Origin of the sequence: Gluconobacter cerinus (assembly GCF_025961355.1) — a bacterium.
GTDB lineage: Bacteria > Pseudomonadota > Alphaproteobacteria > Acetobacterales > Acetobacteraceae > Gluconobacter > Gluconobacter cerinus.
This window is the reverse complement of sequence record NZ_JAOQNM010000005.1, coordinates 13896-40758: the sequence shown is the minus strand read 5'-3', so window position 1 is coordinate 40758 and position 26863 is coordinate 13896. Positions and strand designations below refer to the sequence as shown.

The 26863-nt window shown below is 38.8% G+C and carries 39 protein-coding genes; 29 read left to right on the top strand and 10 right to left on the bottom strand.

Annotated elements, in window-relative coordinates; all coding sequences use genetic code 11:
• The first annotated feature begins 75 nt into the window (after positions 1–75).
• Genes M2305_RS16165 through M2305_RS16120 form a run of 10 tightly spaced genes read left to right on the top strand, consistent with a single transcriptional unit; the run spans position 76 to position 8063 of the window.
• Entirely contained in the window at positions 76–726 is a 651-nt protein-coding gene (locus M2305_RS16165) for a hypothetical protein (RefSeq protein WP_264650054.1), read from the top strand.
• Positions 723–1205, top strand: coding sequence for a hypothetical protein (locus M2305_RS16160; protein WP_211514982.1), 483 nt, complete (start codon positions 723–725; stop codon positions 1203–1205). Before M2305_RS16165 ends, M2305_RS16160 begins: the two co-directional genes overlap by 4 nt.
• Positions 1195–1608: a hypothetical protein gene (locus tag M2305_RS16155; RefSeq protein ID WP_264650053.1), complete on the top strand. Its 414-nt coding sequence runs from the start codon at positions 1195–1197 to the stop codon at positions 1606–1608. Before M2305_RS16160 ends, M2305_RS16155 begins: the two co-directional genes overlap by 11 nt.
• A gap of 10 nt (positions 1609–1618) precedes the next feature.
• Positions 1619–2161 carry a phage tail terminator protein gene (locus M2305_RS16150; RefSeq protein WP_264650052.1) on the top strand — a complete coding sequence of 181 codons (543 nt, stop codon included), beginning with the start codon at positions 1619–1621 and terminating at the stop codon, positions 2159–2161.
• Between the two features lie 44 nt (positions 2162–2205).
• On the top strand, positions 2206–3813 hold the full coding sequence (locus M2305_RS16145) for a hypothetical protein (protein ID WP_264650051.1): 1608 nt from the start codon (positions 2206–2208) through the stop codon (positions 3811–3813).
• 19 nt (positions 3814–3832) lie between these two features.
• Positions 3833–4210: a phage tail tube protein gene (locus M2305_RS16140; protein WP_211514865.1), complete on the top strand. Its 378-nt coding sequence runs from the start codon at positions 3833–3835 to the stop codon at positions 4208–4210.
• Between the two features lie 59 nt (positions 4211–4269).
• On the top strand, positions 4270–5364 hold the full coding sequence (locus M2305_RS16135; RefSeq protein WP_211514866.1) for a baseplate J/gp47 family protein: 1095 nt from the start codon (positions 4270–4272) through the stop codon (positions 5362–5364).
• Positions 5365–5373: 9 nt separating this feature from the next.
• Positions 5374–6435, top strand: coding sequence for a putative phage tail protein (locus M2305_RS16130; protein WP_211514867.1), 1062 nt, complete (start codon positions 5374–5376; stop codon positions 6433–6435).
• A gap of 19 nt (positions 6436–6454) precedes the next feature.
• Positions 6455–7672 carry a hypothetical protein gene (locus tag M2305_RS16125; protein WP_211514868.1) on the top strand — a complete coding sequence of 406 codons (1218 nt, stop codon included), beginning with the start codon at positions 6455–6457 and terminating at the stop codon, positions 7670–7672.
• A gap of 10 nt (positions 7673–7682) precedes the next feature.
• Entirely contained in the window at positions 7683–8063 is a 381-nt protein-coding gene (locus M2305_RS16120) for a hypothetical protein (protein ID WP_211514869.1), read from the top strand.
• Between the two features lie 10 nt (positions 8064–8073).
• On the opposite strand, the gene M2305_RS16115 is transcribed toward M2305_RS16120, so the two are convergent.
• Together M2305_RS16115 and M2305_RS16110 are read right to left on the bottom strand one after the other, a co-directional pair.
• Positions 8074–8460, bottom strand: coding sequence for a hypothetical protein (locus tag M2305_RS16115; protein ID WP_264650050.1), 387 nt, complete (start codon positions 8458–8460; stop codon positions 8074–8076).
• A gap of 63 nt (positions 8461–8523) precedes the next feature.
• Positions 8524–9042: a hypothetical protein gene (locus M2305_RS16110; protein WP_211514871.1), complete on the bottom strand. Its 519-nt coding sequence runs from the start codon at positions 9040–9042 to the stop codon at positions 8524–8526.
• Between the two features lie 97 nt (positions 9043–9139).
• Here M2305_RS16110 and M2305_RS16105 point away from each other — a divergent pair, with 97 nt between their 5' ends.
• Positions 9140–10648: a collagen-like protein gene (locus tag M2305_RS16105; protein ID WP_264650049.1), complete on the top strand. Its 1509-nt coding sequence runs from the start codon at positions 9140–9142 to the stop codon at positions 10646–10648.
• 25 nt (positions 10649–10673) lie between these two features.
• On the opposite strand, the gene M2305_RS16100 is transcribed toward M2305_RS16105, so the two are convergent.
• Positions 10674–10958 (bottom strand): type II toxin-antitoxin system RelE family toxin, encoded by a 285-nt coding sequence (locus tag M2305_RS16100; protein WP_264650048.1) that lies wholly within the window; start codon positions 10956–10958, stop codon positions 10674–10676.
• On the bottom strand, positions 10918–11226 hold the full coding sequence (locus M2305_RS16095; RefSeq protein WP_264650047.1) for a type II toxin-antitoxin system RelB/DinJ family antitoxin: 309 nt from the start codon (positions 11224–11226) through the stop codon (positions 10918–10920). The genes M2305_RS16100 and M2305_RS16095 overlap by 41 nt, the downstream gene beginning before the upstream one ends.
• A gap of 171 nt (positions 11227–11397) precedes the next feature.
• On the opposite strand from M2305_RS16095, the gene M2305_RS16090 reads away from it, so the two are divergent.
• The 10 genes from M2305_RS16090 to M2305_RS16045 all read left to right on the top strand — a co-directional run bounded on the left by M2305_RS16090 (position 11398) and on the right by M2305_RS16045 (position 18292).
• On the top strand, positions 11398–11916 hold the full coding sequence (locus M2305_RS16090; RefSeq protein ID WP_211514940.1) for a hypothetical protein: 519 nt from the start codon (positions 11398–11400) through the stop codon (positions 11914–11916).
• A complete protein-coding gene (locus M2305_RS16085; RefSeq protein WP_264650046.1) occupies positions 11913–13040 on the top strand; it encodes a phage baseplate assembly protein in 1128 nt (375 codons plus the stop codon). The genes M2305_RS16090 and M2305_RS16085 overlap by 4 nt, the downstream gene beginning before the upstream one ends.
• A 273-nt stretch (positions 13041–13313) precedes the next feature.
• Positions 13314–13802, top strand: coding sequence for a phage baseplate assembly protein domain-containing protein (locus M2305_RS16080; protein WP_264650045.1), 489 nt, complete (start codon positions 13314–13316; stop codon positions 13800–13802).
• A gap of 9 nt (positions 13803–13811) precedes the next feature.
• Positions 13812–14270, top strand: a complete 459-nt coding sequence (locus M2305_RS16075) for a hypothetical protein (RefSeq protein WP_264650044.1) — start codon at positions 13812–13814, stop codon at positions 14268–14270.
• A gap of 10 nt (positions 14271–14280) precedes the next feature.
• On the top strand, positions 14281–14640 hold the full coding sequence (locus tag M2305_RS16070; protein WP_264650043.1) for a hypothetical protein: 360 nt from the start codon (positions 14281–14283) through the stop codon (positions 14638–14640).
• Between the two features lie 12 nt (positions 14641–14652).
• Positions 14653–14829 (top strand): hypothetical protein, encoded by a 177-nt coding sequence (locus M2305_RS16065; protein WP_211514957.1) that lies wholly within the window; start codon positions 14653–14655, stop codon positions 14827–14829.
• Between the two features lie 260 nt (positions 14830–15089).
• Positions 15090–15512 (top strand): phage GP46 family protein, encoded by a 423-nt coding sequence (locus M2305_RS16060; protein ID WP_211514956.1) that lies wholly within the window; start codon positions 15090–15092, stop codon positions 15510–15512.
• Between the two features lie 2 nt (positions 15513–15514).
• The gene (locus M2305_RS16055) at positions 15515–16186 is read left to right on the top strand and encodes a DNA circularization N-terminal domain-containing protein (protein ID WP_211514955.1); all 672 of its coding nucleotides are present in this window, start codon (positions 15515–15517) and stop codon (positions 16184–16186) included.
• Between the two features lie 104 nt (positions 16187–16290).
• On the top strand, positions 16291–16614 hold the full coding sequence (locus M2305_RS16050; protein WP_264650042.1) for a P27 family phage terminase small subunit: 324 nt from the start codon (positions 16291–16293) through the stop codon (positions 16612–16614).
• Positions 16607–18292, top strand: coding sequence for a terminase large subunit (locus tag M2305_RS16045; protein ID WP_264650041.1), 1686 nt, complete (start codon positions 16607–16609; stop codon positions 18290–18292). The genes M2305_RS16050 and M2305_RS16045 overlap by 8 nt, the downstream gene beginning before the upstream one ends.
• 17 nt (positions 18293–18309) lie before the next feature.
• On the opposite strand, the gene M2305_RS16040 is transcribed toward M2305_RS16045, so the two are convergent.
• The 3 genes from M2305_RS16040 to M2305_RS16030 form a co-directional block, all read right to left on the bottom strand.
• A complete protein-coding gene (locus M2305_RS16040; protein WP_264650040.1) occupies positions 18310–18774 on the bottom strand; it encodes a hypothetical protein in 465 nt (154 codons plus the stop codon).
• A gap of 367 nt (positions 18775–19141) precedes the next feature.
• Positions 19142–19621, bottom strand: a complete 480-nt coding sequence (locus M2305_RS16035; protein WP_264650039.1) for a hypothetical protein — start codon at positions 19619–19621, stop codon at positions 19142–19144.
• Positions 19622–19707: 86 nt separating this feature from the next.
• Entirely contained in the window at positions 19708–20001 is a 294-nt protein-coding gene (locus M2305_RS16030) for a hypothetical protein (RefSeq protein ID WP_264650038.1), read from the bottom strand.
• A 166-nt stretch (positions 20002–20167) separates the two neighbouring features.
• Here M2305_RS16030 and M2305_RS16325 point away from each other — a divergent pair, with 166 nt between their 5' ends.
• The 5 genes from M2305_RS16325 (at position 20168) to M2305_RS16005 (ending at position 22869) form a co-directional block, all read left to right on the top strand.
• A complete protein-coding gene (locus tag M2305_RS16325) occupies positions 20168–20662 on the top strand; it encodes a type II toxin-antitoxin system RelE/ParE family toxin (RefSeq protein ID WP_264650037.1) in 495 nt (164 codons plus the stop codon).
• Between the two features lie 70 nt (positions 20663–20732).
• A complete protein-coding gene (locus tag M2305_RS16020) occupies positions 20733–21020 on the top strand; it encodes an addiction module antidote protein (RefSeq protein WP_211514783.1) in 288 nt (95 codons plus the stop codon).
• Between the two features lie 267 nt (positions 21021–21287).
• Positions 21288–21908: a helix-turn-helix domain-containing protein gene (locus M2305_RS16015; protein WP_264650036.1), complete on the top strand. Its 621-nt coding sequence runs from the start codon at positions 21288–21290 to the stop codon at positions 21906–21908.
• The gene (locus tag M2305_RS16010) at positions 21905–22315 is read left to right on the top strand and encodes a hypothetical protein (protein ID WP_264650035.1); all 411 of its coding nucleotides are present in this window, start codon (positions 21905–21907) and stop codon (positions 22313–22315) included. Before M2305_RS16015 ends, M2305_RS16010 begins: the two co-directional genes overlap by 4 nt.
• A gap of 104 nt (positions 22316–22419) precedes the next feature.
• Positions 22420–22869 carry a MucR family transcriptional regulator gene (locus tag M2305_RS16005; RefSeq protein ID WP_264650034.1) on the top strand — a complete coding sequence of 150 codons (450 nt, stop codon included), beginning with the start codon at positions 22420–22422 and terminating at the stop codon, positions 22867–22869.
• A 142-nt stretch (positions 22870–23011) separates the two neighbouring features.
• Here M2305_RS16005 and M2305_RS16000 read toward each other — a convergent pair whose 3' ends face one another.
• Entirely contained in the window at positions 23012–23836 is an 825-nt protein-coding gene (locus M2305_RS16000; RefSeq protein WP_264650033.1) for a hypothetical protein, read from the bottom strand.
• A 107-nt stretch (positions 23837–23943) separates the two neighbouring features.
• Between M2305_RS16000 and M2305_RS15995 the strand changes: the two genes are divergently transcribed.
• The 3 genes from M2305_RS15995 to M2305_RS15985 are packed head-to-tail and all read left to right on the top strand — an operon-like array spanning position 23944 to position 25381.
• Positions 23944–24591: a ParA family protein gene (locus tag M2305_RS15995; RefSeq protein WP_211514778.1), complete on the top strand. Its 648-nt coding sequence runs from the start codon at positions 23944–23946 to the stop codon at positions 24589–24591.
• Positions 24588–24842 (top strand): hypothetical protein, encoded by a 255-nt coding sequence (locus M2305_RS15990; RefSeq protein ID WP_211514777.1) that lies wholly within the window; start codon positions 24588–24590, stop codon positions 24840–24842. Before M2305_RS15995 ends, M2305_RS15990 begins: the two co-directional genes overlap by 4 nt.
• Positions 24843–24868: 26 nt before the next feature.
• On the top strand, positions 24869–25381 hold the full coding sequence (locus M2305_RS15985) for a hypothetical protein (protein WP_264650032.1): 513 nt from the start codon (positions 24869–24871) through the stop codon (positions 25379–25381).
• A 56-nt stretch (positions 25382–25437) separates the two neighbouring features.
• Here M2305_RS15985 and M2305_RS15980 read toward each other — a convergent pair whose 3' ends face one another.
• A complete protein-coding gene (locus M2305_RS15980; RefSeq protein ID WP_264650031.1) occupies positions 25438–25782 on the bottom strand; it encodes a DUF6876 family protein in 345 nt (114 codons plus the stop codon).
• Between the two features lie 599 nt (positions 25783–26381).
• Positions 26382–26705 carry a hypothetical protein gene (locus M2305_RS15975; protein WP_264650030.1) on the bottom strand — a complete coding sequence of 108 codons (324 nt, stop codon included), beginning with the start codon at positions 26703–26705 and terminating at the stop codon, positions 26382–26384.
• Between the last annotated feature and the right edge of the window lie 158 nt (positions 26706–26863).

The window sequence follows — 26863 nt, the reverse complement described above, 5'->3', positions numbered from 1 at the left end:
AACAGAAACTTGTCATAGATGGATATGCGAAAATTATCTCACAAGATAAAGATTCAAGTGAGGTAGTGACTAAAGATGCTTAATAGAGTTTCATCCTCATCATACACACAACCTATTGTCACTAATCAGGAACTTATTGAGTTTTGTGCGTGTCTTGATCCTAATCAGTTAGGGCTTCTCACTGGCTTGGCTTTGGCAGCACAAGACGCAGTTGAAACCTACTTAGGTGACTTCATCACACAAAGATCAATCAGATGGGTGGCTGCGCGAGGTGAATCAGAGAAAACAGATGAGTTCTTTCGTTCATGGCTTTCAGCGAGAGCAATGGTCAGCGTCAATCTCAATGCGATCTCTGGTCAGTGGGTACAGTTCCCAACGGCAGCAACCTCCATTGAATCTTGTACGCTGGGAATATGGGGCAAAGACGATGTTAATCTAACACTTGGAACTGATTATGCGGTTGATCTAACAACTGATCCAGCACGTCTTACATTCTCATATAACAGTGTGTTCAGTGACTACTTCAATAATTATGACCATATGGTCATTGATTATACAGGAGGTATTTCTCCGAGTGGATCAGAACCAGAAGCAATCAAACTAGCTATCAAAATAATCACAAAGAAACTGTTTGATGGAAGATCAGAAACCGGATCACTGATTGATGATGGTGTTGAGTTCTTGCTTTCTAATTACCGTAGAATTGGTTTTGGTGGTTCACGATGAACAACAGGACTGACGACTACAAAACAATCATCACTTTCTGGGATACACAATCAGTTCCAAAACTGAATGGCTCTGGTGGTATGACAGAACAACTTCTTAATCCAAGGCAAGAGTACGGTTCTTTGAATCCACTGAACCCTACAACGCTCATAAACGCAGGAAACGAAGATATAAGAAAATCAACTCATATTCTTTATACAAGATTTAGAACGGATATATCTTCATTCACATCCGTAACAAGATTATGCTTATCAAGCGACTACGAAACAACATACACGGAACAATTCAAAGTTAATGATATTCAGTTGGTTGGACAAGAAAACAGATACATAATTTCACATCTAACACTTGAGAAAACATCAATTCAAACTCCGCAGAACACAGGCGCAATCGTCACAGCAGGTCAAACAGGTTCAGTCGGAAATGTTGTTACTACTGACACGACACAAGTGACGGCAGGAGCAACGGATGAAGATTGAATTAGATGAGTTCATGCTGAAACTAAACAAGAAGCCCTTCAAACGTGAACTCCGTTTGATAGCGAAAGAGATCAAGCAGAAGACAATCGCTCTTCTAAAGCAATCTCAGCCCTCTGGAGAGCGTCGAGGTTCTCATACAGCGTCAGCACCCGGACAAGCGCCAGCCCTCATAGACGGGCTTCTAGCCAACTCTATCACTTACAAAGTGAAGGGGAACAAAGTGACGATCACTGATGGCGCTTATTACTCAAAATTCTTGGAAGTGGGAGCGAAAGGCACAGGCAAGAGCAAGAGCGGAACAATCCTAGAAAGACCATTCATGTCTAAAGTGATTGATGAAATGCGCGATGAGATAACAGCAAGATTAACTAAAGCAGTTATGGAAGGCATCACAACAAAATAAGGAGAACTGAATGATAACACCTTTAGACATTGTTAATCAGATTAAAAAATATACAAAGGTATTCAAAACAGTTGGTTTCGTAGCTGAACTACAAAGAATACTAGATGAAGCGATAACATATGAACCACAAATGCCAGCATGTTTTGTTTGCTTCAAATCTTCAAATACAACAGAAAATGAATCATTAAATGGATATATGTCCATAGAAGAATTAGAAATTTCAGTTTTCATAGTTTTATCAGAACAAGAAGACTTAACAGGTTCAACAGGAATGAACATATCATGGACTACTTGTACTAACGATTTGAAGTCATGTCTTATGAACTGGGTTCCTAATGATATATCAGTCATGCCAATGAGTTATCTAGGTTCTCAATACATGACAATGACAGGTTCTAGGATTGTTTACGAAGCAAGGTTTGAACTTGAACAACAATTAACAGAACAAGACGGCTTCATACCTCAATACGAATCATTACAAGAGATAGATGTAGACAGTAAATACTTCAAAGATTCGAATGAAGTGTATGAACTACAACAAGACATAAACTAAATACAAAAAATCTTTTTTAAAATTATAGGAGAAAAAAGAACGATATGACAAGTATTCCAAGTTCATTTACAATACCTGGTACATTCGTGACAATTCAAGGTACAGGTTCAGCAACTTCTAATGCTGGTACTGTTATCTTGATGGCTGCCTCAACATCCTTAACACAAGGGTCTGGCGTCACTTTTGACATTACCTCGCAAAGCACAACTACATACACACCAAAAACAGTAGCGATTAACGCATCAGGCACAGGCTATGCTGTGAATGACATTATAAATCTGAACAACGTAGGCACATTAACAGTTACTAAAGTCGATACTTCTGGTGCTATTTCAACATTTACATCATCTCTTTCAACAGAGGCGCTTGTGTCAAACATGGCGGCTACTGGTGTTTCAGGAACAGGCGGATCAGGTACAGGAGCAACCTTCGATATAACTTCAAATACACTGAACTCTTATGCTGTTTCAGGTGTGGAAGTTAACGCACAAGGTTCGGGCTATCATGTTGGTGACGTTTTCACTCTCACAGGCGCAACCGTAACAGTGACATCCATAAACTCATCTGGCGCAATAATCACTACAAACTTTGTAGCTACTACACAGGCATTAAAGTCCGATCCAAGCAGCACAAATATTTCACCGATCGCAACCACAACTATCACTGGCCCAGTGAACACGCTCACTTATGCTGATTCACAATCAACAGTAGATGGCTTGTTTGGAACTGCTTCTGACATTTCAAGAATGTATGCGAGATATAGAGCCGTTGATATAACACTTCCTGTTTATGTAATCGCAGCAGCTTCTGATTCAACAGCGGACATAACAGCATGTTTGAATTCAATTCCAGAAGCATCCTTCAGTCTTATAGCTTCACCATTTAACTCAAGCGGCTCTGTAAAAGCTTTTGGAACATATTTCGACGTAAGATATGGCTATGCTTCTGAACTGTATGGCATTCACATAACATCTAAAACTGATACTGTTTCTAACTTAATTGAGTATGGAGCAACTGTTAATTCCGAATACTCAACTGTTGTCGCTTTCTCAGAAGGCTCAGTTGATGACGATGTTGTTAAAGCAGCAGCACTAGCGGCGGTTATAGCGCCTTCATTGGCTAGTGATCCTTCTTTGCCAATTCAGCTTATGAATCTTGATGTAGCGGCTTCTGGCAATGCGTTCACCATTCCAGACAGACTATCTTTGTTCAATGCTGGTTTAACTACAACGAAAGAAGATTCAGCAGGTGATGTGTATCTTGAAAGATCAAGAACCACATATCAAACAAATGCCGATGGTGTATCAGACAACACATATCAAGATACTGAAACACTACCACAAGTCACACTTGTAGCAGAAACTTTTAGAACTGGTGTTAACACAAAATTCTTCACAAACAGAATGAAACTATCTCCTGATTCATCAACAGTTATTGCTGGTCAGAACATAGCAACACCATCAGCAATCAAAGCTACTTTGATTTCGCTTTATCAGAACATGGTTCAAGCAGGATTGGTAACTGATGCTACTACTTTTGCTAATTCAGTAACAGTAACTATAAAATCAGCCGGTGTAGTTTCAGTTTATGCGCCAGTCACATTAATCGAACAACTACGTCAAATTGATATCAACATAAACTTTACAAAGTAATATAGGAGAAAAGTAAAATATGGCAATTCAGACACAAGGTGTAGAGCAGTTCTCAATGGATGGCATACAATATAATGTTGTTGGTAATGTAACTTGGAATGTAGGTGGTCATACAGGTGAACCACAAATCTCATTACAAGGCGTTGAGATGGATGTGTTTTCATACACACCAGTTATCGCAAGAATTAACGTCACAGTACGTTGGAGAGCAGGTGTTACTCCATCAACAACAGCAGCAGGTTCAGTGATAGACACAATCCAATTCTTAACTCGTTCCGGTATTCAAGTGATTGGTACAAACTGTACTGTCACTGATGTGGTGACAATGGACCCTGTAGCATTAACAGCTACTTATAATTTCGCAGTAAGTGATATTACAGAAATAGTAGCTTCCTAACTAAACCTAAAAACCTTCGCTAAATATCCGAAAAGATATTTACGGAGGTTTTTTTACGAGTGGCATATTCACAACCAACATACCAAACAATTAGAACGAACTTAATTAATAATCTTAACGCACAGATCGGAGTTAAGTTAGTTCCTCAGTCTGTTGTTTCCATACAAGCTACTGTTCTAGCTAGAGCAATAAACTTACAATATGGGTATCTCAACTATATTGAACAACAAGGAGTTCCATTCACCTCAACCGATTTGGTGCTTGAAGCATGGGGTTCTTTAAAAAATATCACCAGAAAAACAGCATCATACGCGACTGGATCAGTCATATTCACCGGCTCAAGCTCAACCCAAATCATTCCGGCAGGGACAATTCTTTCTCGTCCTGATGGCACTCAATTCACAACCAACACAGCTACGAACATTGGCGCGTCAGTCCTTATTACGGCAGTCACAGCAGGATCAGCAGCGAACACGTCTTCTGGGACTGTTCTCACTTTGAACAGCTCTTTTGCCGGCATAGATGGCACTGTGACCCTTCAAAACTCCATCACCAGTGGAGCCGATATGGAGGATGATACAGCCCTACGAAATCGAGTAATCGAAGCTTTCCAAGAAACACCATCAGGCGGTTCTGTCTCTGACCATGAAAAATGGGCTTTAGCATCAGGTGCCAACTACGCATGGACTAACCCTACGCCGTTAGCAGGGAATGAGGTGGTTACATACGTGATGTTTGATCGAGCAAATTCCTATGGAGGATTTCCACAAGGAACGGACGGTGCGGCAACAGGAGAAACGAGATGGCAGAACGCAACGGGAGACCAATTGACCGTCGCAAATGGCATGTACTCATCTACACCAGTTGGTGAGATCTCCATTGTTTCCTCACCTATCAAGCAGGAGGTGAATGTTGAGATTTCAGGTTTGACTAACCTTACAACCACACAACAAACGAACATTCAAACAGCTCTGAACAACCTGTTCATAAATGAAGCAACTCCATTAGGAACAACAATTTACGTTACGGCCATAACGGCAGCTATACAGGCACAAGTAGGAACAGAAACTTTCACGCTATCCTCTCCTACTTCGAATATCACCACTACACTCGGATACCTTGCTACGCTTGGTACTGTAACTTACAGCTCATAAGGAGATAGTATGACAATTCTGACTCCTTATACACAAAAACAGTATGTAGAGCAAATAGCAAAGTTGTTTCCATCAGGAAAGCTTTGGGAAGGCTATACTGATTCAAGTACATATCAGTACAAAACACTTGAAGGATATGCGACTGTATTTTCAGAACAAGATACAAATGCGTGTGAACTCATAGATGAACTTTTCCCAAGTACCTCAACTAACTTACTTCCTATATGGCAAGAAACAGTAGGGTTAGAAGCTGGAACTGACTCATTACAAGAGCAAAGAAACAAAGTTGTAGCAAAACTTACACAACAAGGGTCATTGGCACGTTCTTACTATATCAACTACGCCAAGCAACTTGGATACGATATTGATATTATTGAATATTCAGGAATTATCTGTGGGATATACCGTTGTGGAGATTCAGTAGGTACAACTGATGATTATTCCTATCAGTTTGACATAACTATTGTTTCTTCTGGATCAGCAGCAAACGCACCTCTAAGCGATGCATTATCTTATGATGGTACGAATTTAGAAATCACACCTACAGCCATTCGTTTTCCTACTTTGGCTACAGCCGATCCAAACACACAAGGACAACTTTGGAATAATGGTGGTACGATAGGTTATTCGCAATCAAACAACACACCATCAGTGGTAGATCAGTCCCTAACTTCTAACATACTATACAGTACAACAGAGTCATATGTAGATTTTACCGGATTTACAGAAATATTCTTTCCAGAACTTCCAACGCAAGACCCTGATTTGAATGGTCAGTTATGGAACAATGGTGGAGTTGTTTGTGTTTCAGAGAGTTCAAACGCTCTTTCATTAGGAGATGAGCAGGACTTAACAGAAACCGTGATTGGCAGAACGTGGTGCGCTTTTCAAGCAGACAAAATATTCATGCCGCAGATTCCTAAAGCTGATCCACAGATTAAAGGGCAGTTGTGGAGCAATGGCGGAATATTAAGTCTGTCTCAGTCAGGAAGTTCTAATACCTCTAATCTAAGTGAATATCTAAATCCAATCTTACCTGCGTACATAACAGCATACTACTTAAATAGTTAAAAATAATTCGGAGAAATGAATGCAATCAGAAACTTTTAGCAACCCAAACCCAGCAACAGGGCAATCAGGAACACTAGTTACTACTACTTGGTTTCAGAACGTAAATGATGAAATTTCGAACGTCATAACTAAGAATGGTGGAACTTTAGATTCAACTAATCATACACAACTTTATACAATTCTAGATACTACATATGCACCATTAGCATCACCAACATTCACAGGTGTTCCTCTGTGTCCTGATACAAGTACATCATCTGATGGAAGAGCGATTGTAAACTATGAATCCATGCAGGCTTATGTTGCTGCTGGTTCTCTTGGATACACACCCGTTCATCAAGGCGGTGGTACAGGACAAGGAACAAACTCTATCTACATTGGTTGGGCTACATCAGGTGGTACATTAAAATGTACAGTTGATGCTACTGATCTAGGATCATTTGCTTTCCAGTCATGGGTTTCATCAAACTATCTATCTTTATCTGGTGGTAACGTAACAGGAACTCTCACATATAAAGGGACATCAGTTGCTACTACAAATGATGTTAACAATGCAGAGACAGATGTAAAAAGTTGGACTGGTAATAATTATCTTCCTCTTACAGGAGGAACACTTTCAGGTGGTTTAACTGTTAATGGAACAGGAATATTTTCAGGAGATGTTCATGTTGGTGACAATTCTTGGTTATATGCAAACGTTATACAGTCAAACTCAGGATCACTTGTTCTTAGAGATAGTACGACAATTTATGGCGGACTGACCACTAACACAGGTTGTCAACTAGGTGGGACAGGTCAACAATTTACATATAACTCTGACTCATCATACCATATGTCGTTACAAAATGATGGCAACTGTGTCTGGTATGTTGGATCAAGTTCATTTGCATCGTTGTCCCCTTCATCATTTCAATGGAATGGACAAAATGTAGCTACTCAATCATGGGCTAATGGTCAGTTTGTAAGCGCAGCAACCTACAACTCTGATTTTGGCTCTTCTGGAAATATAATAAACTTAGCCTATGGACATAGGATTAATACCTTCACAACAACCATTACATCTGGATCAAGAGTAAACTATCCTCAAGCATTTTCAGGAAATGCTACATCTATAAACATGAATAGCACTGTACGATTGGATTTGTGGGTTACTGCTCAAGACTCAGCAGGATTTACAGTTGCTTCCAATGAATCAACTTCTCAAACTATATTTGTAGTTGCGATTGGGCCAAAATAAGGAGAAATGAATGAATTATAAGAAAAGATACTATGCAAGTTTTTGCAAAGAGAACAAACATGTAACTGGATGGTATGATATACAATCTCTATCTCACACTAATAATGTTCCATTAGAAAAAGAACTTCATGCTCTAACTGATGAGGAATGGGAAAAAAGAGAGCCAATAGGTTTTGGTGTTGTTGATGGTAAACTTGTAAAAATGGAACAAGCCATTGATCGAGTTCATAGAGCAGAAACTCTACTCCATGAAGCTAGATCATATGTTCATAACAACTTCATCTTGTTAGGCGAGGTGCCTACACAAGATTGGATTGATTATCAAAAGACATTGATAGCAATTGTAAATGGTGCTGATGCGCCTGTTCCAACGGCTCCAAGTGGGAAGTAAGGATTAGCTCTTACTTCTTTTGGCTATCTCGAATGTCTTGAATACCGATCATGGCGTGTTCACGGGCAGATTCGTATGCTGACCCTGTGTAGGTGTCGATTACATTCAGATAAAGCTTTTTTGCTTCTTCCGGACAATTTTTCTTATATACTGCGTCTGCATATTCATTTTGTATGTTTGCAAGAATCGCATTAGTAAAGTTTTTATCAAATGAGTTATTTTTTATCTGATAAGAAATAATGTCTTTATGACATATTTCAAGTACTTTATTTAAATTATCAAGCATTGATTGGCATGTGTAAGAATCAGGTATTTGTACAGGACACATTTCATCAGCAAACGCAGTTGAAGAAATACCCATGCAAGCTACAGCAACAGCTAAAAATCTAATTTTCATAAAACCTCAAACACAAAAAAGGCAGGGATTTTCCCTGCCTTTTTCCGTTAGGCTATTTGAAGATTATTCGGAAGCTTCTGGAGCCTTTTTTGCTTCTTTTTCTTGCTTGCGAGCTTTAGCCGCGGCCTTGCGCTCCTGATATGCTGTATCCGATGAATTCTTTTCAGCTTTTGCTTTGCGTTCAGAAGACATTTTCACAGCAGCAGCTTCAATCTTACTCTTGAAGGCTGTTTCAGAAGCGACAGTTTCAATGTTGTTGTACAGATCAAGAAGCTCTTCATAAGAGCTAACCGTCACAGCATCATCGTCCTTTTGGTTCGGAAGAAGAGCAAAAGGCATCGTTCCATAACGGAACACTGTATGCACGCCCTGTAGATCCTGTTTGAACCATGCGCGCCCAGAAGGCTCAGTCCCCTCTGGCTTAATCAAATACTGAACAAGCGCAATCTGCTTTGAAAGAGCAGAAACAAAAACATCAACAGGATTGATGGACTTAGCGCCCGGTGCAGTTCCAAAAACTGTATCTTTGTTTGTGAACTTAAGATTGGCAAACAGAGAAGAAGTAGGTTTACGCGCTGCCATGTTAACTCTCCAAGTTAGTATGTTCTAACGAACATATATTCATCTAATGCCACTTAAATAAGAAAACAAGACATAATTTTCTTAGAGGTAATTTTAGATGGACTTATATCAAACACTAATAGACACATCACAACAAACTGACCTTGTTTATGCATTTAGACAAACTGGTTCAGTAGAACAAATAATAAGAATCGCACTAAGTGATGTAACAGGAACAAAGATTTCAACTGGAAAATCAGTCCCACAAACTCAACCGAATGACCTTACAGGCAATCTGTTTATCAACAGCGCAACAGGCGATCTCTATGAGTTTGATGGCTCAGAATGGAACATAATAGGTTCTCTGATTGGTCCACAAGGAGCGCAAGGTGCTCAGGGGCTAACAGGTATCCAAGGGCCACAAGGGTTAGAAGGCTCACAAGGGCCGACAGGTTCTGACGGGAAGAATGCTTATGAGATTGCTGTTGGTGATGGATATTCTGGGACAGCAGAAGAATGGCTAGCCTCACTCAAGGGAGATACAGGCCCTAAAGGCGATACTGGCGCTCAAGGGCCAATCGGGGAGACAGGCCCACAAGGAGATACAGGACCGCAAGGACCAATTGGACCCGCAGGAACAGACGCCACTGTCACAAGCTCATCTATCGAAACTGCTCTCGGATATACACCAGCAAATAGTTCTGAGTATCTTCCACTCACAGGTGGAATGCTAACCGGACAGGCAATTTTCTCCGGTTCACAACAGCCAATGTTTTTACAGGGGTTTGAGGCTGTAGCACCCTCAACAATAACTTCAACTCTAACAGTTGATGGTGCTGTAACTACGAATAATTCTCTGACGGTAAATGGAGACGTAACAGCAAGTGGGAACGCTTCATTCGAGTCAGGGCAAATTACCACAACATCAAACGGAAACATAATACTTTGGAATACACCGGGGATTGGAAGCGCAACAGGCGCATCATCTATCGAGTTTATGACTCATTCACCCGATACGAACAATTCTTCTGTTAATCTCTTCTGGCAAGAGAATGATGGCATTGATGGACTTGGTAACAAGATCACTGGTGGTAGGTTTCATTTTTCAAATTTGAAGTATGGTAACTTATATGAGTTTAATGGAACTCTTTATGCTGGCGCCTTAAATGTAGGTCCTACAACATTAGATAATGGAAAAATTACAACAGATGGTTCTGGAAACCTAGTAGTTAATAGTATATCAACACCAACTACAGGGACTATTCATCTAAATGATGTGACTTCCGCATCTGGATCAGACAACATTGCTACTCAAACATTCACATTACCATATGATGGTATATATGCGCTTAAGTGCGTTACAGTCGGTCAATCAAGCACTGTAGGTAATGTATGCCAACAAGGGTTTGATGATTTTTCAGTATATCAAACTGGCGGCAATGCTCAGATTCAATCCAGTATTGAAGAACAATCCTACACTTCATTTGGGAGTGTTTCTAATTTCGCCGTGTCGTTATCAGCATCTGGTACGACAATAAGCATTAAGAGCCATGCAACTGATGGAAATACAGCCGGTACATGGACTTGGACATCTAGGGTTGAATGGACTCTGATATACAAACTATGAAAAAGGGGGCTTTAAGCCCCCTAAGTCAGATTCTTTGTTTCGCTTTGTCGTAAGCTTCTGAGTCTTCTCTTTTTCCAACTGCTACAAGAAGAACAGTGACTGTTTGGTCATTAACCTGATAGACGCCTCTCATTCCGGCGGCCCTTAGTTTAATCTTGTAGCAGTTAGGCATACCCCTAAGCTTGTTAGCTTTTATATGAGGATTTTCTAGAATTTTATTAAGCTTTTTTCTTAATTGATCAGCTTCTTTACGTTCTAACTCTTTATATTCATCTCTTGCGATTGGAAGGATGTTGAGCAAATAACTCATCTGGGGTTATGCCTTTGATGACGTCTGTGTCTTTCAATGTTCTCAGACGTTCTTTTGCGATTGCTAGAAGTTCAGCGTCTTCGTGAGAAATCACTTGACGCTTGAAAGGGAGTTTCTTCGCTTCAACGACATGTTCAAAGTAATCCCTTATCGCCTCGGAAGGCGTAGTTCCAAGTTCTTTTAAGGTCGCATAAATCTGCTCCTTCAGCTTGCTGTCCAAGCGGAGGTTGATTTGAGAAACATCGGGCGTGTTCGGTGTGGACATCATAATATCTCTGCCGTGAGCTTCTATCTCAGGGCGCTAAGAAGAGGTTAGAGAGACGGAATCAGATAAGTGATCTTTCTCTAATGAACAGGCCCTTTTTGTAGCAACTTCCTATACAAATGTCTAGAAAAATATATTTCTCCTAAATATCTGAAAAACAAGGAGAAATATCGAATGGACGTTCTTACCGCCCTTCAAAACATGCTGGAATTTTCCACAGCGCCGCTTTTGAAGCTTCAAGCTCTTATCAAAATCATCGAGCAGTACGGATACAATTCCGAACTCAAACAAGTCACAAATTCAAACTCAGATTATGCGGTAGTCAGGTTCTATGCGCTTGTTCTGATTGGCTCTGTTGTGTCTGATATCGAGTTTCAATCATCAACTGATTCAAGAAATATAGCTGACCAACTAAATGACATATATGAATCTGAATATGACTTTCAAACAGATATGTCTGTGTTCGAGTACCTGTCAGAACTACAAGCTCAAACTGTAAACATAATTCTTTCTGATGGATATGGATTACCTACGTTAACATCATATACGTCAAAATCATCTATGCCAGCATGTTCTATTGCTCAACAACTATATCAAGATGGCTCTCGAACTGATGAGATTATTATTAGAAACAACTCAGATGTAACCCATCCTTTGTTCATGCCTCTAACTGTTGAGGTTCTGAATTCATGAGCGACACAACAACTGTTACAGCAAAGAAGAATTATGTTCCGAACGATGGCAACTTATATGTTGTCATAGAATCTAATGTTTTTAGTAATTTTAGTTCTTTTTCTTTTTCAAGAGATATAGAACAAGTTCCTTCGACATTTCAGATGACATTGCCTCTTGATAATTCAGAGTTTCCAAGTGGGATAAAAGATAATCAAGAGATAATGATCTACAAAAACAAGAAACAGATATTTCATGGATATATGGAGCAGTTTTCTGTTTATGCATCAGGAAACCAAGCACATTCACTTACCATATCAGGAAGATCAAAACTAAGAAATTTATGTGATCCAAACCCTGAAATAGCAGGTACAGCCATTAACAACATACAAGGCATAAGTGACTTATGTAAGGTTTTTACTGAAATGTATGGCGTTGGGTTTATCAACAAGTCATCTTCACAAGATAAAACTGCATGGGGTTCTGTACCATTTAACTTAGGTGATACTGCTTTTTCAGTCATATCAAGATATGCGAGATATGAAGGAAAACTACTATATGACAATGGATACGGTGCTTTAATAGTTAATGATGTAGCAAGTTCTGTTTCCATGACATTCAACAGCGATACACAAATTACAAGCTCATCATTTTCATCTGACCTGACTAACAGGTTCAAAGATTATCATGTGTATTGGCAGCCATTCACCACGCAATCTCAAACTGGCTTACCGCCAGTAATGAAGGCTTACGATCCAGAGCCAGGAATATGGGGATCAGCAGAGCGAACAAAAGTCATCATCAACAGCACTTCGGATGAAACAGGTTCTATTGCTCAAAGATTGGCGAATTGGGAAGCCAACAGACAATGGGGCAGATCAAAACAAGTGCAGATCACTTTGCCGAATTGGAAAGATGAAGATCAACCGTTCTATGACGTGAATGAACTGTGTGTTGTCGATCTTCCATACCTGAATGTTCACTCGGCAGAGATGGTTATATGTGCTGTGAACTACTCATACTCAAATGAACAAGGTTCATTATGTACCCTTACACTGTACCCGAAAGAAGCATTGTCATTTGAACCTCAAGTTTTGTTCAGTTCATCTCCCGCACTTCAATCTTTGCCTAACTCCAGTTCCTGATGAGTTTGGCCCGATATCAATATTAGTGCGAAAAAACGCGATAATAATCTATATATATAGATAAAAATAGCACTATTTTACATAACCAGTAAGTTAGCAAGACCAGCTCGGGAACGAAGTGACATACTATTCGGGCCAAACTGGATATTTTCTTCTACGCATTTCATCACCCAAACATTCAGTTCTTCATATCAAGTGGTCATACATCATAAATATAAAGAAACTACATAGGGACTACATATGTTTAGAGATTTAGCGCAGAGGATTCAGCACATGGTGAAGACAGGCACCATCACAAACGCTGTGAATACGAGCGGAGACGTTCATACCTGTCAGGTTTCCACTTTTCAGGGACAGGAAGTTCATAACGATAGGCCGATCTATGGAACATGGGGCCTTACGTCAGTTCCTCCTGTTAACTCGCAAGCTATTACTCTTTCTGGATATGGGTTGAACAACAACAAATTTGTTGTTGGCACTCATGATGTAAATACACATCCTAAAAATCTTAAAGAAGGTGAAGTTCAGTTATATGATACACAAGGACAGTGTGTTTATCTACAAGATAAAACATCCATAAACATAACAGCAAACAACATTGTAAGGATAACCGTTAATGGGACAGAAGTATGTTCCGTTAAAGATGGCTCTGTTTATGTACAAGGAAATTTACTTGTTTCTACTGGTGCTAGTGGGTCATTCTCTGATCAGAACGGTAAAGTAGTGATAGTTCAAGCAGGAATCATAACATCAATAAACTAGGAGAAATGAATGTCACAATGGGCAGATCAGATAAAAAAAGACATTGATAGTTCGTTATCATGTCAAGACATAAAAAACATAGAACAAGAAGTTCAGAAAGTTTTACAGGCTCAAGAAAAAGCACTTGAGAAGATGCTTGAAGGTTTAGCTTCTTACCTACCCATTCTTACTATGCCAGGTGCTAATCCGGCTGAGATTGTTTCCTTCTTAGGAAAATTGGTTACAGGCACAGTACAGCCATTCGTAACAGCGTATGAACAAGTCATGACTGAAATCACTTCAGTAACATCAGACATTACAGAAATTTCGTCAGCAATGGAAAACAAGATTCAGGAGATGGAGTCATGTGTTGCTTCAATTGATGTATCTAGTATGACGCCATCAAGTGACTTACTTACATCAGCACAATCAACGCTTACAGAAGCCAAGCAAGGTTTAAGCAAATTAAATACAAGTACAACTTCATAAAGGATAAAATATGATTAAAAAAATAGCATTTGGCATAATGTGCCTAGCATTAACAGTAACACAAGGCGCTTGTTCAGAAGTTCAAGCACAAAAAGCAGCTATCTCAGGTGAATCACTTCTGGCCGTGCTGGAAAAGGCTTCTGCTCAGTACATTGCGGGTGATTTTGGAACACCTGACGCACAAACAGTCTCAAACATCAAAGCATATGACGCCATCGCTTACGCGGACATTGTGAAGATCAGAACAGCAGCACAAGCAGGAACAACAATCTCAGCCGCTGAAACACTGGCAGCAACAACCGCCGTCACGGTTTTCGAGGATTTTCTCGTATCCAAGAAGATCATCTCAGCACAAGAACTTTCAAATTAAGGAGAACATATCATGAACGCATCAGAAATTATTCAAATCTTGATTGCCGTTGTGGAAGACGTCCCAACACTCATCCAAGTCGTTGAGAAAATCATAGAAATCTACAAATCAAAAGAAGCCCCAACTGAGCAGGACTGGGAAGAAATTAATGCGCTATGCGACAAAACACATGAAGATTTACAAAAATGAAGATTAAATCAAAAACTATAGTTTCTACATATGACAACACATACAACCAATACGTGGTTCTTGAAGATACAACAGAAAAGCCAATACCAAAAAGATATGTAATTACATACGAAGGAAAAGAAGTAAGAGTAAAAATAACATATCCAAGCAACCAACAAAGATTTCTGAACAAAACCATGTCTAACAGATCAGAAAATTATCATGTTCAAAGACTTAATAACCTTTTTGTATGTGATAAGTTTGGGAAAAAGGAGGTTTAAATGGACCTCTTAGTTGAATATGACAACAACACTCAACAGTATGATTTTGTTCTTAACAGCGAACAAGCAATGTTAGAACAAACAAAAGACATTGAAACACTAGTTCAGTGTGCGTTGTTCACAGATAGAACCGCAGATGAATCTTGGACCAAATCCTCTAAAAAAGGATGGTGGGGTGAATCAGATTATCCACAAGACATCATTGGTTCTAGATTATGGCAACTGATTTACTACTCACAGACAGAGTATGAATCATACGCACAATCTTTTTGTACAGAAGCACTTGAGTTTTTAACGAAATACAACATGTGCGATGATTATGAAGTAACATGTTCATATGAAAGTAGTAAGTTGAATATAACAGTTCAAGTTACAAAAGGAACAATAAAAACAGATTATTCATACGTTTGGGAAGGAGTTTAACGATGTCTATTATTTCGTCGTTCAATGGGTGTGAGTTCTATGTCAGATCAATAACTGATCAAGGATATAATAACCAAGTTGTTCTACATGATATAGTGAATGGAAAGTACGGACCTTATGTTGAAGTTATGGGACGTGGACCGGAGATTTATGAAGTTGAAGGATTTGTTTCATACAACTCAGGTACTTACTTCGATAGAAATCTCTTAAGAGCACAGATGATGAACAGCAAAACAGGTTTGTTCATGCATCCATCTTTGGGATTAAAAACATGTGCTGTTTTAGGACTTGGAATATCGGAAGATGCCATGAGAAAAGGTGTCTGTGAAATAAGGCTTTCTTTAGTTGTCGTGAACAACAAGTCCTATTCCGTAGGAACTTCGCAATCAGGATCACTCAGTTCATTAGTTCAAAGAGCTACCAATGTGCTTGGATCAGTTGATCTACAAGGAATAGGTTCAACAGCACTTTCTGTTATGGGAGCAGGTGAAGGGATTATGAAATCCATCTCAGGATTTGATCCAGTGCTCACACAGATAGGACAAACATTAGGTAGGTTCTATCAGGCAGGAAACATAGGTGCGTCGATCCTGAACGAAGCTAGCACGCTCTCTGACGCTATGCCTTTGATCGAAGCAAAAATTTCTGATGTTACGAAATCCCTAACAGAATAGCTCAGGGGGTACACCCCTAGAAACTTTCAAGCACAAAGCGCAAACGCACACCCTAGTCATTTTTTTATATGAGGTGACTTTGAAATAATTTTTAGGAGAACTAAATGGAAACACGAGAACATATTTTAAAAAACACAAATACAACTGACTTAGACCAGTTTGAACCTTTCATAAAAATGTTTGAAGACTTGGTAGAAGACTACCGTATTCTTAAACAGCTAATCGAACAAGAAGGTTATACATACAAAGCTGGCGGACTAACAAAACCAAATCCAGCAGTAGCTCAGTTACGCGAAACTCAAAAGCAAATGCTTTCACTATCAAGAAGGTTTGGATTAACGCCTTATGACTTAAACCTTTTGAAGAGAGATCAGTTAGAACAAGCACAAGAAGAAGACTTTTCAGAATTCGGGGATTTAAATGAATGATCCAAGAGTTCTTGAACTTTATGAATACGTGGATGCAGTTCTTGCCGGTAATATTGCTGTTGGTTTGGAAGTTCATCAAGCTTGTCAAAGAGCTAAAGACGACCTCCAAAAATCCCTAACTGATCCTGCTTATCCTTACTGGTTTGATCCGGAACCTGCGCTCAAATTTCAGAAGTTTTGCTCTCACTTCCATCACTTAGAAGGTCCATTAGGCGGAACACCTTTCATTCTGATGCCGTGGCAGATGTTTGTGTTCGGTCAAATTTTAGGATGGAAAACCAAAAAAGGGCATAGGAGATTCAGACAAGCACACGTTGAAGTGCCGCGTGGCAACGGCAAATCGTTCATGGCGAGTGCTCTTAATCTATGGATGCTCACAATGGATGGGGAAGCAGGACCACAGGTTTACTCAGCAGCCACCTCACAAAAACAAGCGCGTGTTGTGTTTGATAAGTCTTTGGAGATGTTGAAATCACAACCAAAGTTCATGCGTTACTTAGGATGTAATGCGAGAACACACGACATTCTCTTTTCAAAGAATAAGAATGGAAGAACGAACAAAGGCACCTACAAGGCGCTTGCTTCTAACGGGCATAAGCTAGACGGCTTGAACATTCATTGCGCTGTCATCGACGAACTACACGCCATTTCGAACAGACTTACCTACGATAAGCTTGTCACTGGTGCTGGTAAGCGTAATCAGTCGTTGATCATAGCCATCACAACAGCAGGGTTTGACTTCACTGGCATAGGGTATGTTCAGAATGAGTTTGCTAGGCACGTCCTGAACGGTTCAAAACAGGCTGAACGGTTCTTCTGTTGTATCTGGAAGGCGGATGACTCTGATCCAGAATACTCCGTTGAGACACTTAAAAAAGCCAATCCATGTTGGTCAGTGCTTGATCAAGAGTATGTCACAGACCTGATGAGAAAGGCTGAAACCACTTCATCAGAACGCGCTTCATATCTCACACTTCATTTGAACAAATGGCAATCAGGTGGAGATAAGTTCTTTGATATTCATAGACTTAGAACGGGATATGATGAATCTCTAACACCTGAGCAGTTCAAACATTTGCCCTGCTATGTTGGTGTCGATATGGCGATGGTCGATGATATGGCGTGTGTCACACAATGCTTTTTCGATCAGGATAGGTTGTATGTGTTTCCGCACTACTTCTTGCCACAAGAGACCGTTCAATCTCACAAGAACGCTCGTTACCCTACATGGCACTCTAAGGGGCTTCTAACAGCCATTCAGGGGCCTATCATCGAGCCTCAAGTGATCCATGACCATATTGTTCAGATCAATGAACAATATGACGTACAAACGAACGTCATTGACCGTGCTGGTGAAAGTGAAATTCTTAGAATGTTGGATATGAGCGGCTGGCCTGTGTTTCATGCTGAACGTGGCTATCTGCTTTCTAACCCTACAAAGAAACTACAATCATTAATTCTACAATGTAGGGTATCTTACGATAATGAGATATTCGAGTGGAACTGTCAGAACACGCGAGTTTCAGAGGACAAAAACAACAACCTGTACGCACATAAGGAACAGAAGAACTCACGCGATAAAATAGACGGCGTGATGTGCGTTATATACTGCTTAGGTCCCATGATTGATGATCAAGTGATGGGTGACACTCAAACTTACTTCTCAATCCCTGAATAATAAAAAAGCCGTTGAAGTTAATTTTTCAACGGCTTTTTTATTATCTCTTTCATCATAATGTACATTTCATGCTCTTCTGTTATATCTTGAACGTACTCAGGCAAAATGTCTTCTAGCTCTTCTCTTACCGATAAAATAAAACCTGTTATGTCATGTTCATATAAAAACTGACCGTACATACATACTTTAATTATGTCTGGTTCTTTCATGCTTGAGTGGCATGTACTATTCCCTTTATAATTTACGAACAGGAATCTATAAGTTTCTTGTTCGAACTTAAACATTGAGTTCTTATCTGTTAAAATGTAAACATCATCAGAATATTCGACAACATCATAGAAAACCTTACTCGTTAAAACAGATACACCTTTGAACTTTAGCGACTTACCATGTTCGGTGATGGTCATGTCTTGTTCTAGTTTTAAACTATCTTCTCTTTCAATCTCAATGATGGTCTTATAAAAGTGGGTACTTAATATCATTTTCTTTCAATCTCGAACTTCATTACCATGTAGAATATGAGTTCCTCAGTCCACTTAGAAACATCAGAGTTCTCATATAAGAAATCACATAACTCTCCGTTTCTTTGTTTTGTTGGCAACAAAGATTCATGATCAATTATGTAAGTGCTTGGTATGAACGTACAGTTATGAGTTCCTATTATCATTCCTGTATAATCGGAAACTCGTGTGTCATATCGAACAGCAAAGTGTGTTGATTCATACCACATATGACACATTGTTGGTTTGTGTACGTCACATATTTTAAGTAGTTCTATCATTTCTAATATCCTTAATTATTTCAACTAAGGATATTTAGAAACATGAATTTTTCAGTTATGTGAGTAGTTTAAAACTCGGAAAGTTCTAGTATCATCATTGTCTCTTTGTTAAAAGTCTTATATGGATTTCTGAACAAATAAGCATTAATAACTGACGCACAAGAACAATCAGTTATTTTGTAATCGTTAACGAAGTCGAGTGCGATAAACGAACCACCAACAAAACTAAATTTTATCGTTGCATGTTCTGCTACAATGTAAATTTGTTCTTTTTTATACGTTAACTCTGATTTTACTTTTATGGCATTTTTATTTTTGTCATATACCACTTTGAATGAACCTGAATTCTCAACGATGTATGTCACATCGAATTTTGTATCAATCAGTTCGGTACATGCAATGTACATTTTTCCTACATTATTTCCCCACTTAACAATAACTTCACCATGCTTAGGAAATTTTTCATGATCCAATGCTGCCATGATGCAATCCAAGAACTCTCGGTCTTTTAATTTCTTGATATATTTTAGTTTGTCTTGAGTATCCATTTTTAAAATTCCTTCTGTTGTTGAAATTCTTCATAAAAAAGACATGCATATTCACTTACGAACTAACGCATGTCTAAATTAAGTTCTTATTTTAAATTAAACTGATTATCTTTTTCCAAATCAAAAGCCCATGTACGTGGTGCTTTTGAAGCGTCATATTCATTTTTGATTTCTGAAATTTCAGAATAAAGACGCTGAATATCAGGATCATACTGAACATTAATTTTAATGTTTTGATCATCATAATGAATGTCAGCACTTAGGCCGTCACAATCACACATGATATTGTAGGCTGAATTTAAACTCAGAAACATGATGAACTCGTTAGCATCATTAATTTCTGTAATTTCTGTAGAAAATTCTTTTAGTTTTGTATTCATGATTAAAATTTACCTTTCTTGGTATAATTATTCCTTAGAATGGCGCTAAAAAGCGACTTTCTGGTGATTTTATCTTAAAGAACAGCGTCATTACTGTGTCTTTCGATTGTTATAATTTGACATATGAATGTGTCAAGATTAAGGCACTAATAAAAAATAGCTTGACGTGGAGGTAGAAATCCGCTTACGGCGCGGAAAACTCACGTTTTTGATACAAAATTATTTTAAAAAGGGTTGCAAACTGTATGTGATATGTGGCAGCCACATAAAAACCTTGCACTATAGTGTAAGCCTTGCTAAATCTTTCATGCGTTTGAAGGAACGCACGTTTGATCATTCAGAGCGTAAGGTGTTTATGAACAGAAAAATACGAGTGCTAGGCACTGACGCCTATTACTCATTCGTTGATTCCATAAAAGACCAGAGAGCACGAAAAGCGATTGATACTCGTGTGCTTCGATTTCAAGCTGGAAACTTAGGGGACTGTAAACCTTGTGGTGAAGGTATCTTAGAAGCCAGAATTCATGTTGGAGCAGGGTATCGCATCTACATGAAGCAAGAAGGATCAGAATTAATCATTCTACTTTGTGCTGGTGATAAGTCTTCACAGAAGGAAGACATAAAAACAGCAAAAATATTATCAAAACAGTTAAAAAAATAAATCTTACCTTTAGCTCTGATAAGTTCGCCTAAAAGCTAGATAACTAATCTACAATACTAGGATAACCAAAATGCTAAACCTCAAAGAAGTTGATGTTAGCTACCTGTTAGATGATCCAAAAGAAGTGGATTCATTCTTAGAAGACGCTTGGAAGACAGGTGATAGCGCCATCATCATGAGAGCAATCGGAATGATTGCTGAACATAAGGAGAAGAACAAATCCCAGATCGCGAATGAGACAGGGATCTCACGAAGCGCCATTCAAAAGGTGTTCAGTGAAAGCGGAAATCCTACACTCTCAAATTTTGTAGGAATTCTGAAAGCTCTCGACATCAAGCTTCACTTTGAACTCGCCTAATAAAAAAAGCCCCTGCGTGACCAAGCTTCATCCGATCACGTAGGGGCTTTTCTCTAACTTGGAGGTTAGGTGAGCGCGAACTCACACTTGAACGCATACAGGAATCTCAAGCGACTCTAAAGAGAATTTAGACAAGGCTTGTAATGTTCTGATTCTCAAAGCATTATGCTTGGAATATGCGAAAGGGGCCGCCCGGCAAGGCTGACCCCTTTCAAATTCTTCGCTGGCGGCGAAGGTGGACTTGATCCAGAGGAACTACCAATTCCAATGGGTCCGAAACTGAATATAGTCTTGTTCGAACATCAGTTCAAGCATTCTGTTTCAGTGGAAAGAAGGAAACTTCGCCAAACATATGAAAGTTTGGTTATGAAGTTTTCCAGCCAACTATGGCAACTCACACAAGCAAAGCAACTTACCGGCAAAGAACATATTGTTCTTCAAGCCTTAAGTTCGTTTGAGGGTGATAAAGGGTTGTTCCCCTCACATACCACCATAGCCATCAAAGCAGGTTGTTCAGTTTCAACTGTCATACGCACCCTTCATAAAGCGTATGAACTAGGATTAGTTGAAAGAACAATCAGAAGAGCAGCTTCAAGGTCAGGTCGAGTTGTAAGAGGAACAAACTTCTACACATTGCGAAAGATCGACCTTTCACAAGCAATTGAGCTTGCTAAAGAACGCGCTCAAAAACTCCGTGAGTGCTTAGAACGTAAAAAACAGCAGTTTCTCAACGGTTTTTCTAAGTGGCATTCTGCTACAGAACATAATTCTAAGAGTCTTTCTATAGAAGATAGGCGCTCACATTTGCCTGTTCAGAACTACCTAAGCATGATCTCAGAGTGGGATCGTGAACATAAGAGCGTGTTAGAACTAAGAAATTGCTCATGAAGAAAGCGTATGACGTGAAAAAGTCCCTTCTCCTAGCACTTCCATTGTTGTTCGGGTCAGTTGCTCATGCTGATGATAACTTCACAGTGTTAGGTGATGAAATGACATGCTCACGAATTACGAAATATATATCTTCTGATGAACCAATGGAGTCTATGACCATAAAAATAGTTGTAAAATACTATTTTGAGGGTTTTTGGTCGGCGTACAACACAGCAGAATATATGAATTCAAAACAACATATACCAAGTAATATAGGAAGATTAGTTTCAAACGAGTTTATGATAAATTATGCTAAAGAATATTGCTTACAGCACCCAGAACAAACTCTTCCCTTTGTAGCCGCGGCATTAACAAAGGATATTGCTGATCATACTCACACAAGTTTTATAAAAAAACCTAGATAGACCTTACATTTTATCATATGACCTATTGTGTGGATTTTGAGTATAAAGAAGAGTATTTTCTTTTTTTTGTGAAAAAAATAACTAGAAATTTGGAATATTAAAGAATGACTCGTGAACTTACAGCAGACATCGTAGCTGCCTACCTTTCACATAATGAAATTGAAGCAGACCAACTCCCTGCCCTGATTAAGGTAGTATATGAGACGCTTCAAACACCGTCAGTTCCAGAAATTGTCGTAGAAGAAGCCCCTGTTCCGGCTGTGAACCCTAAAAGGTCTGTCTTCCCTGATTATATCGTCTGCCTTGAGGACGGTAAAAAACTGAAGATGCTCAAGAGGCATCTCCTATCAGTTTACGGTATGACGCCAGCGGATTACCGGAAAAAATGGAAACTACCTGATTCCTACCCAATGGTTTGTCCTTCTTATTCTGAAAGACGATCCTCACTGGCTAAAGAGATTGGTCTGGGAAGCACGGTAAAAAAATCCAGTGAACCACAGGTGAAGCAGATACCCGAAAGCAAACGGGGACGCCCAAAACTGAAAAAAGATTAATCATTTTTAATGATGACTGGGAGTGTGATTCTCCCAGTTTTTCATGAAAGATAACACTACAAAGTAACTACATGTAATGTAGTTGGCTTAATGAAGATTATACGCCAAATCACTAATCTTGTTCGTTAATTTCTGGATGCAGCTATGAACAGATCAACATACCCAGAAAGAGAACGCAAGCAGCTAGCGCTAGCCAGATTACAAACCGTCCATGTATGGGGCCTGTTTTGGTAACGTAATCCAATGAGGTGCCGATCCAGCCCTTCTCGTCCTCTTCAAACGCCTGTTTTGGCGCTGAAAGTAGAGATTCCATATATAACTCACATTTCAATCGAAGTTTGTTATATTCACTTGGAATTCGAATAAGTGCTTGATTATGTTCGTAAATATTTTCATATGCTTGTTGAATTACCTTTTCTTTTTGTTCGAATATGTATTTCTTTGATATATAACCAATAGATCCTTCTTCATAAGAAGTTTGTTCTTCTTGTGCTTTTTCCATTTCTCTTTTTGCATTTACCATTGTTAGTTGTATTCCCATAACAATGCTTATTATTCTATGGAAAGTAGCAGAGGTTACATTAAAATCATGCAAAACATTAAAATTTTTATCGGGAGAAAATAAGAGTATAGCTTTTTTCGTATATTTCATATTCTCATTTATTTTTTCTAAAGTACAACCAAGTTGTTCATATGTTGGGTTAAAAACAGGTCCGGGAGGGGTTAGAACCATACTTTGGAATTCAGTCCAGACTTTAAATCTCTTATCGAAAAGCTCAAGTTTATACTTACTAATTTCGATATCTATTTGACGCTTGGCCTGTTTCTCAATTCTATGACTGTTCTTCATACCAAGTATGGCGGTGAGAATTGTTCCTACAGGGAGAAGAGCGTGAAAAAAGGTTGGATATGTATTAAATAAGTGGTTTCCGTATTGAACCAGATTAGTGATTGTTTGGTAGTTCATTTTGTTTCTTTCAAAATGTTTCTCCCTTCAAACACCACATCCAGCTAGTGCTCAAGCAAAACTTAAGCTATAAAGTATGTAGCTTTAAACTTGGAGGCGGATAGGCTATGTCGTGCAAAGTCATAGTGATGGCGCAGATTAAAGGTGGATCAACCAAGTCCACTACTGCTTTGGTTCTTGCTCAGGTGTTAGCCAGACAGGGTAAAAAGGTTTTGCTAGTGGACTGTGATCCGAACAAAACCCTGCTCAACTGGCATGAAGGCACAAACCAAAACATCACGGTTCAGGGTGGTGTTTCTGAACAGAACATCGTCCGCACAATCGCAGATGCCCGCAAACAGTATGATTATGTGTTTGTTGATCTTGAAGGCACAGCAAACCTGCTAGTCTCACGCGCCATTCTCAAAGCTGACTTCGTACTTATCCCTATGCAGCCTTCAATGCCGGATGCTGTTCAAGCTAACCGTGTGATTCAGCTTATTCAGGCAGAAGAAGAAGCGTTTGAGCGTCCTATTCCTCACGCATTCATCTTTACACGCACGTCTCCAATCATCCGTTCCAAGATTGAACAAGCCATTGAGCAGGAAATCAGGAATGCGGGATATGCGTTGTTCACTAACCAACTGAACGAACGAGCAGCTTTCAAAGGTATCTTCTTCCATCGCTCATTCATGGATGAACTGGAAGGGGATCAGACAAAGGCAATCGAGAACGCCAAACAAGTGTGCCAGGAACTGGTGGAGCGCATGAAATGACGAACAAGATTTTTGGCTCAAAGATGGAAGAGCAGAAGTTAGATGAGATTTCGCGTGAGCATGGCTTTACGCGCTCATACAACACACCAAGAGGCAGAAGAACGCGCACTAAAGGGCCTCTACGCGCTTTGAATATCTCAATGCCGGAAGAGCAGTTCGAACGGTTCGTCAAAATCTGTGATGAGATGGATAAGACCTACTGGCAGGCTTTGTGCGAACTGATGGACATGTATGAGAGTAAGAGTGAATGAGGAAGCTACTTCTTATAGGAGCGTGCTTGTTTGGCGTTCCTTCTGCTTATGCCGATTCAGTTGTTAAACACGGTCGATGGGAATCTTTTACCTTAAATCAAGGCGATTATATAAATGGTTGCGCTATTATAGGTAACAGAGAGGCGGATATATCGATTAGGTTTGCCTATACAGAAGGTTTTGGATCAACAATTGATCTGACTATTAAAGACTCTTCTTATGTTAAAAATGACTTATCATTTTTACTAAAATATGGAGATAAAACTAGAATTTTCAGTGATAGCGTAGTTAGTTACGATAATAATGAAGTTACTCTATCAAACGATTCTGGCTTAAAAACACTAAGTGATATTGTTGACGAACTTCAAATGTATGAAAACATTAACATATCTAGTAAAGATATAAAAACAACAAATATGTTAGGAATGTATAAAAACAATATTGATATAAGTTTAAGTGGTTATAAAGAGACGCTTAATGATTTTTATTCTTGTATAGAAGAAATAAAAAAGCAAGATGAAAACAATAGTAAAAAGTGAATGCTTTTTGGGTTATTAAGATGGTGAATGATTCATTCACCATCTTATTCCGGCGCTCAGTACTCGCTTGAGAGCATTAGAACACCATCCACAAGATAAAGCTTTATCTCAGAGACTGTAAGGTCTGTGTAGGGGACATGCTGCTTTGCCAAGCGAGTGTCATTCCCATCAGTAGCCAGAACATCGCATGTTTGTTTTTCAAGATCACATGTGAAGGTCCATGACTGGAATGGCTCAAGTCTGACTTTTCTCTCTGCCTGATATGAGAACACCACATCACATATCCATGCTGCTCCATTGTCTATTAGGTACTTAACTCCATCAGTTACATTCCATCTAGCGCACTTATAAAGACCTTCTGATCCTGTGAAGTGCGCTAGTGTGTTCTGATCTACTGACATATTAGTTTCTAACCCTCCAAGGTTTGTATGAACTTATCTAAGTTCATATCCTTGTTCTAATATCACTAAAAGATATAGTCAAACACGTAATTTACGTAATTTTTAGGTGGATTACGTGTTTTCAAGAGCATATGTTTGTTCATACGAACTTGGAGGGTTCAGTATGATGAAGTTAGTTTTAGTATGTGAAGTTCTAGTTTGTATGTGTGATTATGAACTGTTCCTGTTAGATGAACAGGGATATGAGTATGTTGTTATTTCTGAATGTGACTAGCATGTTCAGGATTAACACATTTAACGTTCTTACATGTATTGTTTAGATATAATGACTTAGTGAAATTGTAGGAGAAGTGTAATCTAAACAAAAACTGTTTAACCTGATAAAATTTTCCATCATACCATACGGACTGATTTTTTTTCTTATTTTTTAAAAAGATACAACCATCTTTATAGTAAATTCTTTCTTTTATAGAGCATTCTATAGAGCAGAATTTTTTTCCCACTATAAGTTTTCCGCATTTTTTACATGGGTACAAATTTTTTCTAGGAACTGAATTTTTTATCCGTCTTTTTATAATTTTCACTTTCATAAAGATTCCTCAATATAGTACAACGTACAGTACATCGTCAGTTGAAATTGAACTAGATAAACTACTATCCAAAGTTAGAGTATCTCCATTAGAAAAAGAGTATGCAGTTTCTTCATCCAAAAGAAGACCGTTTAAGTAAACATCAATCTCTTGATTTGAATTATAGATAACATTAAAAGTGTTTTGGTTATTACTAGATATCGTTAGTCTTTTCTTTTCTCTCTTTCGTGAAAAAAGAGTGTTCAATGTTGGGTTTGTAGTTATCCCATTATCAAACCCATATAGTACTGTTAAGTTAGAAATACCATTCACTGGTAGAAATGTGTTTGTCATATTTTTCTTCTCAAGTTATTATATGTATTTAGAGAGATAAATAGAAATGACATTATAGAAGTCACCTTAGATATTAATTTACATGAAAGCCCTTATGTTCCAGTCATAAGGGCTTTTTTGTGAGTATGTGGTATAATAGGAGCTTCTGAATGAAGGGG

Bases quoted from the DNA above. Each gene is read 5' to 3' on its own strand.
- M2305_RS16095 (WP_264650047.1), bottom strand. From the start codon at position 11,226: ATGATGTCCACACCGAACACGCCCGATGTTTCTCAAATCAACCTCCGC.
- M2305_RS16065 (WP_211514957.1), top strand. From the start codon at position 14,653: ATGAACGCATCAGAAATTATTCAAATCTTGATTGCCGTTGTGGAAGAC.
- M2305_RS16060 (WP_211514956.1), top strand. From the start codon at position 15,090: ATGGACCTCTTAGTTGAATATGACAACAACACTCAACAGTATGATTTT.
- M2305_RS16015 (WP_264650036.1), top strand. From the start codon at position 21,288: ATGGGTCCGAAACTGAATATAGTCTTGTTCGAACATCAGTTCAAGCAT.
- M2305_RS16035 (WP_264650039.1), bottom strand. From the start codon at position 19,621: ATGGATACTCAAGACAAACTAAAATATATCAAGAAATTAAAAGACCGA.
- M2305_RS16085 (WP_264650046.1), top strand. From the start codon at position 11,913: ATGAGCGACACAACAACTGTTACAGCAAAGAAGAATTATGTTCCGAAC.
- M2305_RS16030 (WP_264650038.1), bottom strand. From the start codon at position 20,001: ATGAATACAAAACTAAAAGAATTTTCTACAGAAATTACAGAAATTAAT.
- M2305_RS16145 (WP_264650051.1), top strand. From the start codon at position 2,206: ATGACAAGTATTCCAAGTTCATTTACAATACCTGGTACATTCGTGACA.
- M2305_RS16020 (WP_211514783.1), top strand. From the start codon at position 20,733: ATGCTAAACCTCAAAGAAGTTGATGTTAGCTACCTGTTAGATGATCCA.
- M2305_RS16090 (WP_211514940.1), top strand. From the start codon at position 11,398: ATGGACGTTCTTACCGCCCTTCAAAACATGCTGGAATTTTCCACAGCG.
- M2305_RS16070 (WP_264650043.1), top strand. From the start codon at position 14,281: ATGATTAAAAAAATAGCATTTGGCATAATGTGCCTAGCATTAACAGTA.
- M2305_RS15975 (WP_264650030.1), bottom strand. From the start codon at position 26,705: ATGACAAACACATTTCTACCAGTGAATGGTATTTCTAACTTAACAGTA.
- M2305_RS16050 (WP_264650042.1), top strand. From the start codon at position 16,291: ATGGAAACACGAGAACATATTTTAAAAAACACAAATACAACTGACTTA.
- M2305_RS15990 (WP_211514777.1), top strand. From the start codon at position 24,588: ATGACGAACAAGATTTTTGGCTCAAAGATGGAAGAGCAGAAGTTAGAT.
- M2305_RS16045 (WP_264650041.1), top strand. From the start codon at position 16,607: ATGAATGATCCAAGAGTTCTTGAACTTTATGAATACGTGGATGCAGTT.
- M2305_RS15980 (WP_264650031.1), bottom strand. From the start codon at position 25,782: ATGTCAGTAGATCAGAACACACTAGCGCACTTCACAGGATCAGAAGGT.
- M2305_RS16010 (WP_264650035.1), top strand. From the start codon at position 21,905: ATGAAGAAAGCGTATGACGTGAAAAAGTCCCTTCTCCTAGCACTTCCA.
- M2305_RS16110 (WP_211514871.1), bottom strand. From the start codon at position 9,042: ATGGCAGCGCGTAAACCTACTTCTTCTCTGTTTGCCAATCTTAAGTTC.
- M2305_RS16160 (WP_211514982.1), top strand. From the start codon at position 723: ATGAACAACAGGACTGACGACTACAAAACAATCATCACTTTCTGGGAT.
- M2305_RS16005 (WP_264650034.1), top strand. From the start codon at position 22,420: ATGACTCGTGAACTTACAGCAGACATCGTAGCTGCCTACCTTTCACAT.
- M2305_RS16115 (WP_264650050.1), bottom strand. From the start codon at position 8,460: ATGAAAATTAGATTTTTAGCTGTTGCTGTAGCTTGCATGGGTATTTCT.
- M2305_RS16150 (WP_264650052.1), top strand. From the start codon at position 1,619: ATGATAACACCTTTAGACATTGTTAATCAGATTAAAAAATATACAAAG.
- M2305_RS16125 (WP_211514868.1), top strand. From the start codon at position 6,455: ATGCAATCAGAAACTTTTAGCAACCCAAACCCAGCAACAGGGCAATCA.
- M2305_RS16130 (WP_211514867.1), top strand. From the start codon at position 5,374: ATGACAATTCTGACTCCTTATACACAAAAACAGTATGTAGAGCAAATA.
- M2305_RS16120 (WP_211514869.1), top strand. From the start codon at position 7,683: ATGAATTATAAGAAAAGATACTATGCAAGTTTTTGCAAAGAGAACAAA.
- M2305_RS16075 (WP_264650044.1), top strand. From the start codon at position 13,812: ATGTCACAATGGGCAGATCAGATAAAAAAAGACATTGATAGTTCGTTA.
- M2305_RS16040 (WP_264650040.1), bottom strand. From the start codon at position 18,774: ATGATATTAAGTACCCACTTTTATAAGACCATCATTGAGATTGAAAGA.
- M2305_RS16100 (WP_264650048.1), bottom strand. From the start codon at position 10,958: ATGAGTTATTTGCTCAACATCCTTCCAATCGCAAGAGATGAATATAAA.
- M2305_RS16000 (WP_264650033.1), bottom strand. From the start codon at position 23,836: ATGAACTACCAAACAATCACTAATCTGGTTCAATACGGAAACCACTTA.
- M2305_RS16055 (WP_211514955.1), top strand. From the start codon at position 15,515: ATGTCTATTATTTCGTCGTTCAATGGGTGTGAGTTCTATGTCAGATCA.
- M2305_RS16155 (WP_264650053.1), top strand. From the start codon at position 1,195: ATGAAGATTGAATTAGATGAGTTCATGCTGAAACTAAACAAGAAGCCC.
- M2305_RS16140 (WP_211514865.1), top strand. From the start codon at position 3,833: ATGGCAATTCAGACACAAGGTGTAGAGCAGTTCTCAATGGATGGCATA.
- M2305_RS15995 (WP_211514778.1), top strand. From the start codon at position 23,944: ATGTCGTGCAAAGTCATAGTGATGGCGCAGATTAAAGGTGGATCAACC.
- M2305_RS16165 (WP_264650054.1), top strand. From the start codon at position 76: ATGCTTAATAGAGTTTCATCCTCATCATACACACAACCTATTGTCACT.
- M2305_RS16105 (WP_264650049.1), top strand. From the start codon at position 9,140: ATGGACTTATATCAAACACTAATAGACACATCACAACAAACTGACCTT.
- M2305_RS16080 (WP_264650045.1), top strand. From the start codon at position 13,314: ATGGTGAAGACAGGCACCATCACAAACGCTGTGAATACGAGCGGAGAC.